Raw genomic sequence first — 13741 nt, 5'->3', positions numbered from 1 at the left:
ACTGAAGCCATGACGCAATGGACCGTTGACAGCATACGAACGCTGATGAATCAGTGGTATCCGCCCTCGACGGCGCATGGGTGGGACAAAGTTGGACTCATTACCGGCGCGCCTCAGGCACCGGTTCACAAAGTGCTTCTGGCATTAGACCCCACGCAAGCAGTGGTTGATGAGGCATGTCAGTGGGGCGCTGACATGGTCATCACCCATCACCCGCTCCTCCTCAGGGGAGCGTCGTTCCTTTCGGAAGAAAGCGCGAAAGGGCGAATGGTCGCCACTCTCAATCGTTCCCGTATCGCTCTTTTTAACGCGCACACCAACGGGGATGTTGCAATCGACGGGGTGGCGCAGGCCTGTGCAGACGTCATCGGTCTGAAGGACACCGAAGTTTTAGCACCCGAAGGGACGAATGATCAGGGGCATATGATCGGGCTTGGGCGCATTGGTACCGTTTCTCCGATGAGCCTACGGGAGTTCGCGCGTGTTGTTGCACAAGCCTTACCAGCAGGCCCAACAGGACTACTCGTCGGCGGTGATCTTGACGCGATAATTCACCGAGTTGCGGTGAGCCCGGGAGCGGGAGATAGCCTACTTGACCTAGTCCTCACCAGCGGGGCAGATGTCTTTATCACCGCTGATCTGCGCCATCACCCCGCCAGCGAATTCCTCGAAGAAGGGCATTGCGGCCTAATTTGTGCAAGCCACTGGGCAACGGAGACACTGTGGATGCCGGTACTTGCTCGCAAATTGAGGGAAGAAGCACGCCGATCAGCTATCACCTGTGAGGTGAAAGTCTCTACCATTGTGACAGAGCCGTGGAACGTTCATTTGAATACGGAGGGAAGTTACCTGTGAAAGCGCCTCACCCCCAGCAATTGGTCTTACTCGAGCTGCAAAAGCTCGACCAGAAAGAATCTTCGCTCCGCCACCGTCGTCAAGCCCATCCCGCACATGAAACTGTGCGCGAACTGGCTGCTCGTCTTGCTGATCTGCGCCGTGCAGCAGTGTCGCAAAGCGCTGTGATTTCAGACTGTGAGCGCGAGAGCACCCGCATCGAAGAAGAGATTGAACGCGTGCGCCAACGTCGCGATCGTCAAAGTGAGAGAATCGAAAAGAACCAGGTTCCCCTGCGCGATATTAATTCCATGCAGCACGAGATCGCGCAGATGGACGAGCGCATCAAGCGCCTCGAGGAAGACCAACTTTCCGCAGAGGAACGAACCGATGCGGCAAGAAACGCTCAAACTCAGATGAACGCTGAAGCAGAAGCAATTGAAGCCGATATTGAATCGACGAAGGCTCGTTTCCTTGAAGAAACCGCCGAACTTGATGATGAACTTCGCAGCGTGATTGCGCAGCGTCGTGAGCGTGCTGCTCAGATTGATGCTGCTCTTCTTGAAGAATACGAGGCCGCGCGTGACAAGAATGGTGCCCTTGCAGTGATCGAGGTGCGCGACGGTAACGCTATGGGCTTTGCTGAGCTTTCCCCGATGGAACTTGAGCGTATCCGCCTCACTCCCAGCGATGAACTCTACTTCGCGGAAGACACCGGGCAGATTGTCGTTCGGACCCGAAGCTAAAACAAAGAAAGGCCCCGCGATGCGGGGCCTTTCTTTTAATCCTCAGCGGTGATCAGAGTCAGAGTGCGCGTACTTCCACGGAGTCGAGTTGAGCGCGGTGGCGACACTTCGATCGCCTTCACGCGGCTTGTCACTCCGCGTGCATCACAGGTACAAATCCTGGGAATGATGTCGTGGAGGGCTTCTTTAAGTTCTATTTCCTGAGTGATGGTGGAGGACGCAGGTGCCAGCGCGGCAGCGAGGATTCCGCGCCACTTCTTCGCATTGTGCGAGACAACGCTTCGTTTCCCGTTTTTCTCGCGCTCAACGCGGACATCCCACAGATGTGCCCACTGAGCCGAGCAAGCATTCTTGTAGTCACTAGAGCGGCAGTCAAGGATCGTGTGCTCAGCATAGTGATCCTTGAGTTCTTCGTTGAGGACTCGGCGCCACAGGGCAGAGACTTTGCCCAACGGGGGCAAAGTTGCGCCCATCGCGAGGCGGTGGAGAGGAATCATGTCATCAGCACGAAGCACTCCAAACATTCCCGAAAAGATGAGGATGCGTCGGGCTTCTGGTCCTTCCCAGATTGTTGGGTTGTGCTCGCGAAGGGCTTCGTAAAGCACACCAGTAAATACAGTTGACGCTGGGGCGCATGGTTGGCTCATGAGAGCACGGTTGGCGGCAAGTTCTGCTTCGTGCTTCGCGCCGATATTGAAGACGCGCTGCGCTGTGTGCGTCTCGGTGATTTGAGCGCAGGCCTTTATTATTTCCGCGCGAGTCGAATTCAAAATCGGAAACGATAAAGAATCAAGGTTCAGATTGGGGCCATCGCTGGGTGCATTCTTGCCTTCTGAGGGCGGTAACCAGATATCCACGACTCCACACTAGTGATAAACGCGCTAAACTTCCCTGTGCATACGAGTTGGCTGGGCGGCCGCGCGACTTTAAGTCTCGAGGAACGTCCGGGCTCCACAGGGCAGGATGGTGGCTAACAGCCACCCGGGGTGACCCGCGGGAAAGTGCCACAGAAAAGAAACCGCTGCGTAAGCAGTAAGGGTGAAAAGGTGAGGTAAGAGCTCACCAGCGTTGCGGGCGACCGCATCGGCTTGGTAAACCCCATCCGGAGCAAGACCGAGCAGCAGACGTAAAGAATTGCCCGTTCGATGTCTGCGGGTAGGTTGCTTGAGGCCATCGGCAACGGTGGTCCTAGATAGATGGTCGCCACTACGGAAGTAGGACAAAACCCGGCGTACAGGCTGACTCGAATGCACTTGAGGGCCGCTTGGTATTCCAAGCGGCCCTCAAAATTATGGTCGAAAGGGAGAAATCCCTGTCCTGTGCTACGCGCGAGACTCGCGTGCGGCCTCGAAAGCTGCTCCGACGATGCCTGCAGTGTTGCGCAAGATTGCAGGCACAACGGGAGTACGCAGGTTCAAGAGCGGGAGGAACTTTTCGTGGTTGGCGCTCACGCCGCCGCCGATGACAAAGAGATCGGGGGAGAAGAGCATCTCAACGTGCGAGTAATAGCGCTGAAGACGACCAGCCCACGTGACCCAATCAAGGTTCTGTACTGTTTTTTGGCCTGCCGAAGCCTGAGTCTCGGCATCGTGGCCATCGATCTCAAGGTGGCCGAGCTCCGAGTTGGGGAGAAGGATCCCGTCATTGATGATCGCCGAGCCGATTCCAGTTCCGAGCGTCGTCACGATAACGACACCGGGAACGCCTCGTGCGGCGCCGTAAATGGCCTCGCCAAGTCCCGCAGCATCCGCATCGTTAAGGGCGACGATAGTGCGCCCCAAATGACGGTCCATGAGCTCGACGACATCGATTCCTGCCCATGAAGGGTCGAGGTTAGCCATGAAGGGAACGCGCCCGTGTACGATGGGGGCGGGGAAGGTAATTCCAACCGGAATTTCTGGGGTGACGCCAAGTGTTTCAAGGACCTGACCGCACACCTGTGCAACAGCATCTGGTGTTGCAGGGGAAGGCGTTTTAATAAGAACACTCTCGCCGGAGTATGTTCCGGTTGTGAGGTCGACAAGTGCGCCTTTGACGCCTGAACCGCCGATATCAATTCCGCATGCGAGTTTCATGTTCTTCTCCTTTGAGTGGCCGCATCACTAAGAATAACTGCGATCACAGAGCGGATAAAAATTTGCTTCCGTATCAGGGAAGAGTCAGGATTTCTGCACCGTCTTCAGTCACGACGATCGTGTGCTCGAATTGTGCCGATCGGCCGCGGTCCTTTGTGACGACAGTCCAATCGTCATCCCACTGTTCCCACTCAATTCCACCCAAGTTGAGCATGGGTTCGATGGTGAAAACCATACCTTCTTCCATGACTTCGTTATGTGCAGGCGCCGCATCGTAGTGAGGGACAATCAATCCTGAGTGGAATGCTTCACCGACTCCGTGCCCGGTGAAATCGCGAACGACACCGTAGTCAAAGCGATGTGCATAGGATTCAATCACTCGACCGATGACGTTAATCTCGCGGCCAGGACGCACAGCTTTGATGCCGCGCATCATTGCGTTACGGGTACGTTCAATGAGGAGATGGGACTCTTCATCCACATTTCCTACCTCGAACATCGCACAGGTGTCGCCGTGAACACCGTCGTAGTAGGCCGTGATGTCGACATTGACAATGTCCCCGTCTTCGAGGGGACGATCATCAGGGATGCCGTGGCAGATTACTTCATTAATCGAGGTGCACAGAGACTTGGGGAATCCCATGTACCCCAAGCATGACGGATAGGCATTATGCGAAATGATGAACTCGTGGCCTATACGATCCAATTCGTCCGTCGTTACCCCGGGACGAACCGCTTCACCGACTACCTGCAGCGCCTGTGCAGCGATACGGCCAGCCACACGGATCTTTTCAATCGTTTCGGGGCTTTTAATATCGCCGGCCGTCACGACTTCGGGACCGGAGTGATACATGTACTCAGGACGGTCGATGTGTGCGGGAACCGCACGTCGCGGTGAGATCTTACCGGGCTTCAAAGTTCCAAGCGGAGCGCGCTTTGCGCCAAGTGATTGCGACATTGTTTATTCAACCTCATTCACTACGGTAGTTATCTGAACCGGGAAATTCGCCACTGCGAACGGCGGAAATATAGCTGCTTGCGGCCGATTCAAGTTCGCGGCCGAGTTCAGCAAAGCGCCGGGCAAAAGATGGGGACCATGAGGTCATACCAGCCATATCGGACCAGACGAGGACCTGCCCATCCGTATAAGGGCCTGCTCCGATCCCGATCGTGATAATGGATAGTTCTTTTGTGAGCTGCGTTGCGACGGGCTCAGGAACCATTTCGAAAACGACTGCGAATGCACCGGCGGCTTCTAATGCGCGAGCGTCGTCCATTAGCTTCTTTGCGCCTTCTCCGCGTCCCTGCATACGCGGTCCCCCCAAGGAATTTTCGGATTGGGGAGTATAGCCGAGGTGCGCGACGACGGGGATTCCCCCGCCTGCAAGCAGAGCGACAGTTTCAGCTCGCGCCGCACCTCCTTCGAGCTTGACGGCGTGCGCACCGGCTTTCATGAGTCGTGCTGCACTGGCGAAAGCCTGCTCAGGTGAGGCCTCGTAGGTGCCAAAAGGAAGATCAGCGACGATCAAAGCACGGGAAGCTGCTCGCGCAACGGCGGCAGTTGCGCGTTCCATATCATCGAGAGTTACGGGAAGAGTAGAGGAATACCCCAGCACAACGTTGCCCAGCGAATCCCCAACCAAAATCATATCGATTCCCGCGCGATCAAAGATCGAGGCGGTGAGAGCGTCATAAGCGGTCAGCATCGATATTCTGACGCCCTGTTCTTTAGCCGCTTGGAGATGCTGAATACGGATGCGCTTCTTATCCAGCGGTCCACGTCCGGGCTGTGGCGAGAATGAAGGCAGGGGAGCTGAAGCAGTTGAATCGTCAGCGAGGTAACCCGTCATTGTTGTCCTTTCGTCGCCCTTTGAGAGTAGTCCGCACTGCGGCTTCATTCCAGCCGGAAGAAGCTGTTGACCTACAATGGAAGAAATCCTCGTCCTGTCACGAGGCAAAATGCTGACCCAATCATAGGAGAGTAGGACATGACCGGCACCGCTGGTGGCCTCAATCCCTTAGATGAGCACGCAATCGAAGAGCTTGTCACTCAGGCAACCCAGGCGATCGCTCACACTGAAGACCTCGATGAATTGAAGGCCGTGCGCCTGGAGTTTATGGGAGACTCAGCTGCTCTCGTCCAGGCAAACCGCGGTATCGGCAAACTTGACCCGAAAGATCGCGGTCTTGCCGGTCGTCTGCTGGGATCTGCACGTTCGCAGATTAATGCAGCTCTGCAGGAACGCCAGGAACTCCTTCAAGAGCGTCACGATGCGCAAGTTTTGGTCAGCGAGGCCGTGGACATCACAATCCCGACCGCTCGCGCTCGCGCAGGCGCCCGTCATCCCCTCGAAACGATCATGGAAGAGATCTCAGATTTCTTCATCGGAATGGGGTGGCAAATCGCCGAAGGACCGGAAATTGAACACGAATGGTTCAACTTCGATTCCTTGAATTTCGATATTGATCACCCCGCACGTCAGATGCAGGACACCCTCTACATCGATGGACGCAGCGTCGGGGGAGACAGTGAGGAAGACGGTCACCTCGTGATGCGTACGCACACTTCTCCTGTGCAATCGCGTTCGATCCTTTCTCGAGGCGTGCCGCTGTACATGGCGTGCCCCGGTAAGGTATTCCGCTCCGATGCTCTTGATGCAACGCACACCCCGGTCTTCCACCAGGTTGAGGGCCTCGCAATTGATCGCGGGCTGACAATGGCGCACTTGAAGGGCGTGCTCGACCACTTCGCCCGTCACATGTTTGGCCCCGATGCGAAGACCCGTTTGCGTCCCTCTTTCTTCCCCTTTACCGAACCCAGCGCGGAGATGGATTTGTGGTTCCCCCAGAAGAAGGGCGGAGCCGGATGGATCGAATGGGGTGGCTGCGGAATGGTCAACCCGAATGTTCTTCGAGCAACGGGTATCGATCCTGAGGTTTACACGGGTATTGCATTTGGTGTTGGTGTTGAACGCACGTTGATGCTTCGTGACGGTATTGCCGATATGCACGACATCGTTGAAGGAGATGTGCGTTTCTCCGAGCAATTCGGTGTTAACGGAATGGGAAGGGGCAACTGATATGCCAATGGTTCCAATGAGCTGGCTGCGTGACTATGTCGATGCAGACCCGGCGATGACGACCGAAGAACTCGCGGCTGCTTTGGTTCGCGTCGGACTCGAAGAAGAAACCATCCACCCTGCGCGCGTTACAGGGCCTCTCGTCGTGGGCCGTGTGCTCAGCCGCGAGGAATTCGAAGCCTCGAATGGTAAGAGGGTCAACTACTGCCGTGTAGACGTCGGAGAACATAATGACGCGCCCGGTACTGGAAAAGAGCCCAGCGATCTTCCCTCGCGTGGCATTATCTGCGGTGCGCACAACTTTGATGTCAATGACCTAGTTGTTGTCTCCCTGCCGGGTGCTGTTCTTCCCGGACCTTTCGAGATTGCCGCACGAAAGACTTACGGCCACGTCTCTGATGGAATGATGTGCTCGGCGCGTGAACTTGGCTTGGGCGAGGACCACAACGGCATCATCGTCTTGCAGAAGGATTTCCCGGATGCAGATCTTCCCGCTGTTGGCCAGAGCGTGATTTCTTTCCTTGGTTTGGGCGAGGAAGTTCTTGAGATCAACGTGACGCCGGATCGAGGGTATTGCTTCTCGATGCGAGGAGTTGCGCGCGAATTCTCCCACTCGACGGGTTCGCCTTTCCGTGACCCGGGTCTTGTAGGGACTCTCGTTGAGTCCGTTCCTCAGGCGAACGAGGCCGGATTCCCCGTTGTGGTCGCTGACGATGCCCCTATTCACGGACGCTGCGGTGCAGATCGCTTTGTGACTCGAATCGTGCGCGGCGTCAATCCTGCAGCTCCCACTCCTCGTTGGATGGTTGAGCGGCTTGAAATGGCGGGAATGCGCTCGCTTTCTTTGGCCGTGGATATCACCAATTACGTGATGCTTGACCTTGGTCAGCCGATGCACGCCTACGATCTTGCTGCTCTTGAAGCTCCGATCGTTGTTCGTCGCGCGCGTCCGGGTGAAGAGCTGACGACTTTGGACGAGGTTGCTCGCACTCTGGATCCTGAGGATCTAGTCATTTCTGATTCGCCTAGTGGTAAGGAAGGATCGCGCCTTCTGGGGATCGCCGGTGTGATGGGCGGTGCATATTCCGAGGTCGAGGATTCGACGACGGACATCCTTCTCGAGGCCGCGCACTTCGATGCTGTATCGATCGCGCGTTCCTCTCGTCGTCATAAGTTGCATTCCGAGGCCGCGAAGCGTTTTGAACGTGGAACTGACCCGCTTCTTCCCGCGATTGCAGCACAGCGCGCTGTCGATCTCCTCGTTCAATACGGTGGCGGTCATGCGGATCCTGCGGTCTTTGACCTCAATAACTTGCCTGAACCGACGAGCTATGAGTTCGCACTCAGTGATGCTGAGCGTTTGACCGGTGTCGCCTACACGCCCGAACGCGTCCGTCAGCTGCTCGAAGAAGTTGGTTGCGCTATCGAGGCCATTGACGATGAACGTGTACGCGCGACGCCTCCCTCGTGGCGCCCCGACTTGACGGGAGCCGCTCACTTCGTCGAGGAAATTGCGCGTCTTGATGGTTACGACAATATTCCTTCGGTTCTTCCGACTGCTCCCGCTGGGACAGGCCTGACGCTTGCCCAGCGAGCGCGACGTTTGGTCGCCCAAGGACTCGCGCATGCAGGCTTGACGCAGGTAGAGAGCTATCCCTTCGTCTCTGATTCTTTCGATCGCCAGGGAATGAAGGAAGACGATCCTCGCCGCCAAGCAGTCAAGCTGCGTAATCCTCTTGCTGACGATGCGCCACTGCTGCGTACCTCAGTTTTGGACACACTTCTTGACGTAGCGGCCCGCAACTGTGCGCGCGGGATTCCCTCGGTTGCAATTTATGAAGTTGCGAAGGTGGTGCACAGTCAGGGTGTCGTTCCTACGGGACTGATTTCGGCCGAGCAACGTCCCAGTGACGAGCAGCTTGCTGCATTGGAAGCTGGAACCCCTCCGCAGCCGTGGCATGTTGGTGCTGTTCTTGCAGGACAGGCACTCCCGGCAGGCATTGTGAGCACTCAGCGTTCTTTCGATTGGGCGGATGCAGTCCAGGCGGTGCGATCGATTGCTGACCAGCTGGGCGTGCGAATCGAAGTGACGCGTGCGTGGCTTGCACAGCCGATGACTCACAAGGGGCCTCGTCTCCCCGAGGCAGCAACGGATCCCGCTGAAGTTGCTCCCTATCACCCGGGTCGGGTTGCGCGAATCTTTGCGCGAAAGGGTAAGGATTTCGTCGAACTCGCCTTGGCGGGTGAGCTCTCACCGAAGACCTGCAAGGCTTTCGGACTTCCGGCGCGTTCATGTGCCTTCGAACTGGACTTGGATGCACTGATCGCTCTCATCAGTGATGAGCCTTTGCAAGTCAAGCCTGTTTCGACGTATCCGGCAGCGAAGGAAGATCTTGCTCTGGTTGTTGCCAATGACCTGCCTGTTTCTCGCGTTGAGCAGGTTATTCGCCAGGCGGCGGGGGCTCTCATCGAGGATCTTTCGCTCTTCGACGTATACGAGGGCGACCAGGTTCCCGAAGGATTCCGTTCTTTGGCCTTCTCTCTGCGTCTTCGCGCCAGTGACCACACTCTGACTCCCGATGAGGTACAGAAGGTCCGTGCGGATGTCATCGCAAAGACGGAGAAGGTTCTAGGGGCAACGCTTCGCGGGTGATCTGGTTGCGCCTTGTTAGGATGAAGCCAGGCTCGTGTGTGAAGGAGTATCAATGAAGGTTTTGCTGACTGCAGCTTCGCAGCATGGTGCAACCACAGAAGTTGCAGAGGCGATTGCTCGCAGGCTGAAGGCTGACGGCCTCGAGGTTGTCTGCAAACCGCCGCAAGACGTTGACTCTCTTGAGGGATTTGACGCTGTTATTTGCGGTTCTGCTGTCTACATGACTCAGTGGATGCCCGCCGCCCATGATTTTATGGAGCGTTTTGCGCAGGAACTGCACAAGGTTCCGGTGTGGGCTTTTTCCGTCGGCATGAACGGTGTCCCCAAGCATGTCCCGCAGGATCCCAGTCGGATTGGTCCTGTGCTGACGCGTATCGATGCGAAGGAGTTGCGTTCTTTTGCGGGACGCTACGATCCTTCTCTTCTTTCGCTTCGTGAGAGGGCGATCGTTCGCCTCGCGGGTGCAGTGGAAGGCGATTTCCGTGATTGGGATGCAATTGATGAATGGGCTCACGGCATTGCTCAAGAGCTGACACGTCAATAACTTTGATATTCCACGGTTGAATGTCGATGGAAGGGGGCCTATGCGATCCGATTTTCGCATAGGCCCCCTTTCTTCCCTTATACTTGCCTGAACGGGAGTGGAGTCAACGTCGATTCGCGACTAATTAAGGGGATTTTGATGTCATCTGAAGCGACACCGCAGACGAAGGCTGGGCGCCATGCAGCAATTCGCAATCTGTTAGTCTCCCAAACTATTAGTTCTCAGGAACAACTGCGTTCTGCTTTGGGGACTCTCGGTATTGAGGTCACCCAGGCAACTTTGTCGCGTGATCTTATGGAAATGCGCGCGACGAAAATGCGTGACCGCTCGGGTACGTTGATTTATTCGGTCCCTAACGCAGATGGTTCTCAATCGCACGAAGCTGAGGCCAGCGTTGAGCGCTTGCAGCGGTGGCTTCAGACCCTTCTTGTGACCTCAACCTGCGTAGGCAATCAATTGGTTTTGCGCACTCTGGTTGGCGCGGCAAACCTTTTGGGTTCAGCTCTCGATGTGGCTCGTATCGACGATGTCGTGGGAACAATCGCGGGTGACGACACGGTTTTGATCATCTGCACTTCCGATCAGGGAGCGCTCAACGCCCAGGAATATTTGACCTCTTTGGCCGGAGGCGGATCGCATCAAAGCGTCCTGTAAGAGGCGGTTTTTTTGAAGAGAATTGCTGTGTAGAACATGCCCGTTAGCCGTGTGGCTAGCGGGCATGCCTTCTTACGGCTATTCTCCCTACTGGAACTGGTTCTAGTCTTGAGGAATTACGTGAGTACAACAGTGAGTTCGAGGGCCGAATCTCTACTGCCGGCCGTAGGCGTTGCGATATTCTTCTTGGCTTTTGGTGGCCAAGGGGTACGTAATCTTTTTGGCTGGGTCGGTTTCGGAGTGATTGCGGGGATCGTCCTCATTGCCGCGTGGGTGATTTTCTTCCTAGCGGGTAGGGCAGTGACGCTGCGCCGATTGTCTCTTTCGGTTTCTTCCTACATTCTGGTCTGCTGTCTGTCGGTGATATGGAGCCAGTATCGTTTAGAGACTTTTGGCTCAGCCTTGATTACTCTGGCGACAAGTTCAGCAGGGGTTCTCGTTGCAATTGCATTTCCGCTTCGACAGATGTTGGATGTCTTCACTCAGGCGATGAAGATCATCGTCGCTGCCTCCTATGCCCTTGAATTATGGGTTTCTTTGGCGGTTGGGCATCGCATACCGCCGATGTATATGCGCAATTGGAAAGAAGTCCCGGAGCTTTATTACTGGGTAAACGATGCTCTCTTTAAAGGCGGGCCGATTCAGGGTTTTGTGGGAAACCGGAATCCTCTTGCCTTCATTGCGCTTCTGCTCATGCTCTGTGTTCTGGTTCTTTGGGCCGAGGACAGAACCCATCACCTGCGTAACGGAGCGTGGCTCCTTGCGTGTGTGGGTATTTTAGTTTTGACCGGCTCTGCAACCGTTTTCGTTGCCATGCTCGTCTCGGTGAGCGCCCTTGTTTTCTTCTTGATTATTCGCCGCTTGGGCTTTTATGAACGTCGCTTCGCTGTCCGTGTTGCTCTTACCGCCGCGGCAAGTTTCCTCTTGGTCGCCGTCATCATGAAGGACCAAGTCACTATCTTGCTGGGGCGCAGTTCTGATATGACTGGCCGAGGTGTGATCTGGCAGAAGCTCTTGGAGCTGTGGCAGCAGCACCCCTTCCTTGGATGGGGCTGGGTTGTTTTGTGGCCACCGTGGTTGCCTCTGTTTAAGAACTTGGTTGTTCGTCCCGATGGCACTCCCACAATGCAGGCACACAATGCCTACATTGAGGCTCTGTTCCAGACCGGAATCGTCGGTCTTATGCTTTTGGCTTTCGCTGTTTTGTGGGTGATGATTCGTATCTTCCGAGTTGCGCTACGCGATCTTGAAACCGATTTAGTGCCGACTTTGGCTGCAGTTCTGATGCTGGCAATGTTTGTGCAGTCTTTTACAGAGTCGCGTCTCTTGACGGAAGGCAATTGGGTGCTCTTCGTTGCCTTTGCAACTTGGTTGAAGGTTCGTGCAGAGTCCTATGATTTCCACCCTCCCCGCCGAGCAGTCCCAGGCGGCCGGACTAGCACCACCGCGGCCTCGTAAAGGTAAAACGAACGCTTCCACAGAGGCGAACACTTATCGCGTAAACTATGACTTGTATGTCATTCCAATAGGAAGAGGAAAATTCAGTGACCGATATTATTGACGACCTCCAATGGCGTGGTCTGATTGCTCAGCACACCGACCTTGACGCGCTTCGCGCTCACTTCGCTGCGGGCCCGGTCACTTTCTATTGCGGCTATGATCCCACCGCTCCGTCTCTTCACCATGGACACTTGGTTCAGCTGATCGTTATGCGTCACTTGCAACTGGCTGGACACAAGCCGCTTGCTCTTGTCGGCGGTGCGACGGGCCAGATTGGTGATCCTCGCCAGAGCGGCGAGCGCCAGCTTCAACCGACTGAAGTTGTTCAGGGCTGGGCAGACCGTTTGCGCGCACAGATTTCACGATTCTTGGATTTCGAGGGGCCTGCAGCTGCTCGCATGGTGAATAACCTGGACTGGACTCAGGAGATGAGTGCAATCGATCTTCTGCGCGGGATCGGTAAGTACTTCCGCGTGGGCACCATGCTGAATAAGGACATTGTTGCTCGTCGTATCGCTTCTGACGAAGGTATTTCATTCACCGAGTTCTCCTACCAGGTTCTTCAGGCGAACGACTACCTCGAGCTTTTCCGTCGTTACGGTTGCACGCTCGAGACCGGTGGAAACGACCAGTGGGGCAATATGGTTGGCGGCGTCGATCTGATTCACAAGGTCGAGGGTGCCGATACCCACGTCATGACGACGCCCATTATTACTAAGGCTGACGGAACAAAGTTCGGTAAGTCCGAGGGCGGTGCAATTTGGCTCGACCCCGAGATGATGAGTCCGTACGCCTTCTATCAGTTCTGGTTGCAGGTTGCTGATGACGATGTCGTTCGCTTCTTGAAGATCTTCACCTTCTTGTCGCGCGAAGAAATTGAGGCGCTTGAGGTTGAAGTTGCCGAGCGTCCTCACGAGCGTGCCGCCCAGAAGGCCTTGGCTGCGAGCGTGACTGCTTTGGTCCACGGTGACGAGGAGCTTGCGCGCGTGCAGGCTGCGACCGATGCGCTGTGGGGGAGCGGAGATCTTTCTTCCATTGACGAGGCCACCCTGGCAGCAGCTACCAGTGACCTTCCCCGCGCGGAGCTTTCGTTGGGGGACTCTCTTATTGACGCTCTTGTTGAGACCGGACTGGAGAAGGGGCGTAGTGCTGCACGTCGTACCCTCGCGGGTGGTGGAGCTTACGTCAATAAGGTCAAGGTCGAAGACGAAGAGGCTGTGCTGCGTGCCGATGACCTCTTGGCAGGTGGCTTGGTTTTGATCCGTAAAGGTCGCAGGAATCTGGCTGTAGTTGCGGTCCGATGAGCTGTTTTTCAAGGTGTGCTCGTCATCATAGTGTTTTGATTTGACGACGAGCCCCTAAACGGCCTAATCTATAACTCGTTGCGCTGAGGGCGACGGAAACGTTGCAAAGCGCGAAAGCCCCTTTGAGATTCGCCTCGGGTGAATTGCAAATGTGGGGGTGTTGTTTGTGAACTCGATAGTGTGTTTGTTTTTTGTTTTTATGCCTGTTTTTTGTTTTTGAGTATTTTTTTTGGTTGGGATTGCCTGCTGCTTTTGGTGGTGGGTTTTCCGGGCTTATTGTTTTTACAGTTTTGTTCGGAGAGTTTGATCCTGGCTCAGGACGAACGCTGGCGGCGTGCTTAACACATGCAA

General features: G+C 55.6%; 12 protein-coding genes, 1 rRNA gene and 1 other RNA gene. 10 read left to right on the top strand and 4 right to left on the bottom strand.

Annotated features, from left to right (window positions below):
• Window positions 1-9 precede the first annotated feature (9 nt).
• Window positions 10-855: a Nif3-like dinuclear metal center hexameric protein gene (locus HMPREF1627_RS04315; RefSeq protein WP_034501465.1), complete on the top strand. Its 846-nt coding sequence runs from the start codon at window positions 10-12 to the stop codon at window positions 853-855.
• The gene (locus HMPREF1627_RS04310; RefSeq protein ID WP_034501463.1) at window positions 852-1580 is read left to right on the top strand and encodes a zinc ribbon domain-containing protein; all 729 of its coding nucleotides are present in this window, start codon (window positions 852-854) and stop codon (window positions 1578-1580) included. Before HMPREF1627_RS04315 ends, HMPREF1627_RS04310 begins: the two co-directional genes overlap by 4 nt.
• Before the next feature lie 35 nt (window positions 1581-1615).
• Here the strand turns inward: HMPREF1627_RS04310 and HMPREF1627_RS04305 are convergent, their stop codons facing one another.
• Complete coding sequence (locus HMPREF1627_RS04305; RefSeq protein ID WP_034501462.1) at window positions 1616-2437, bottom strand: YaaA family protein; 822 nt, start codon at window positions 2435-2437, stop codon at window positions 1616-1618.
• Between the two features lie 43 nt (window positions 2438-2480).
• On the opposite strand from HMPREF1627_RS04305, the gene rnpB reads away from it, so the two are divergent.
• An RNA gene (gene rnpB / locus HMPREF1627_RS10005) (RNase P RNA component class A) lies at window positions 2481-2830 on the top strand.
• 72 nt (window positions 2831-2902) lie between these two features.
• Here rnpB and ppgK read toward each other — a convergent pair.
• The 3 genes from ppgK to panB all read right to left on the bottom strand — a co-directional run bounded on the left by ppgK (window position 2903) and on the right by panB (window position 5505).
• Window positions 2903-3655 (bottom strand): polyphosphate--glucose phosphotransferase, encoded by a 753-nt coding sequence (ppgK, locus tag HMPREF1627_RS04300; protein WP_034501461.1) that lies wholly within the window; start codon window positions 3653-3655, stop codon window positions 2903-2905.
• Between the two features lie 73 nt (window positions 3656-3728).
• On the bottom strand, window positions 3729-4613 hold the full coding sequence (map, locus tag HMPREF1627_RS04295; protein WP_034501460.1) for a type I methionyl aminopeptidase: 885 nt from the start codon (window positions 4611-4613) through the stop codon (window positions 3729-3731).
• 13 nt (window positions 4614-4626) lie between these two features.
• Window positions 4627-5505, bottom strand: coding sequence for a 3-methyl-2-oxobutanoate hydroxymethyltransferase (gene panB, locus HMPREF1627_RS04290; RefSeq protein WP_034501458.1), 879 nt, complete (start codon window positions 5503-5505; stop codon window positions 4627-4629).
• A gap of 138 nt (window positions 5506-5643) precedes the next feature.
• On the opposite strand from panB, the gene pheS reads away from it, so the two are divergent.
• From pheS to HMPREF1627_RS04255, 7 genes are all read left to right on the top strand, one after another.
• The gene (gene pheS, locus HMPREF1627_RS04285) at window positions 5644-6735 is read left to right on the top strand and encodes a phenylalanine--tRNA ligase subunit alpha (RefSeq protein WP_034501456.1); all 1092 of its coding nucleotides are present in this window, start codon (window positions 5644-5646) and stop codon (window positions 6733-6735) included.
• Between the two features lies 1 nt (window position 6736).
• Window positions 6737-9388, top strand: a complete 2652-nt coding sequence (pheT, locus tag HMPREF1627_RS04280) for a phenylalanine--tRNA ligase subunit beta (protein ID WP_034501455.1) — start codon at window positions 6737-6739, stop codon at window positions 9386-9388.
• A 52-nt stretch (window positions 9389-9440) separates the two neighbouring features.
• Entirely contained in the window at window positions 9441-9932 is a 492-nt protein-coding gene (locus HMPREF1627_RS04275; protein WP_034501452.1) for a flavodoxin domain-containing protein, read from the top strand.
• 138 nt (window positions 9933-10070) lie between these two features.
• Window positions 10071-10586: an arginine repressor gene (locus HMPREF1627_RS04270; protein ID WP_081940758.1), complete on the top strand. Its 516-nt coding sequence runs from the start codon at window positions 10071-10073 to the stop codon at window positions 10584-10586.
• Between the two features lie 120 nt (window positions 10587-10706).
• A complete protein-coding gene (locus tag HMPREF1627_RS04265) occupies window positions 10707-12044 on the top strand; it encodes an O-antigen ligase family protein (protein ID WP_052040841.1) in 1338 nt (445 codons plus the stop codon).
• A gap of 86 nt (window positions 12045-12130) precedes the next feature.
• Complete coding sequence (gene tyrS, locus HMPREF1627_RS04260; protein ID WP_034501447.1) at window positions 12131-13390, top strand: tyrosine--tRNA ligase; 1260 nt, start codon at window positions 12131-12133, stop codon at window positions 13388-13390.
• Window positions 13391-13681: 291 nt separating this feature from the next.
• Window positions 13682-13741, top strand: a 16S ribosomal RNA gene (locus tag HMPREF1627_RS04255); the annotation flags it as partial.

The sequence above is a fragment of the Actinomyces sp. S6-Spd3 genome (assembly GCF_000758755.1).
Lineage (GTDB): Bacteria > Actinomycetota > Actinomycetes > Actinomycetales > Actinomycetaceae > Pauljensenia.
The sequence above is the reverse complement of the archived record's forward strand: the minus strand, read 5'-3'. Positions and strand labels throughout refer to the sequence as shown.

Excerpts from the sequence above, each read along its gene's own strand:
- HMPREF1627_RS04315 (WP_034501465.1), top strand. The coding sequence starts at position 10 with ATGACGCAATGGACCGTTGACAGCATACGAACGCTGATGAATCAGTGG.
- ppgK (WP_034501461.1), bottom strand. The coding sequence starts at position 3,655 with ATGAAACTCGCATGCGGAATTGATATCGGCGGTTCAGGCGTCAAAGGC.
- map (WP_034501460.1), bottom strand. The coding sequence starts at position 4,613 with ATGTCGCAATCACTTGGCGCAAAGCGCGCTCCGCTTGGAACTTTGAAG.
- panB (WP_034501458.1), bottom strand. The coding sequence starts at position 5,505 with ATGACGGGTTACCTCGCTGACGATTCAACTGCTTCAGCTCCCCTGCCT.
- pheS (WP_034501456.1), top strand. The coding sequence starts at position 5,644 with ATGACCGGCACCGCTGGTGGCCTCAATCCCTTAGATGAGCACGCAATC.
- pheT (WP_034501455.1), top strand. The coding sequence starts at position 6,737 with ATGCCAATGGTTCCAATGAGCTGGCTGCGTGACTATGTCGATGCAGAC.
- HMPREF1627_RS04275 (WP_034501452.1), top strand. The coding sequence starts at position 9,441 with ATGAAGGTTTTGCTGACTGCAGCTTCGCAGCATGGTGCAACCACAGAA.
- HMPREF1627_RS04270 (WP_081940758.1), top strand. The coding sequence starts at position 10,071 with ATGTCATCTGAAGCGACACCGCAGACGAAGGCTGGGCGCCATGCAGCA.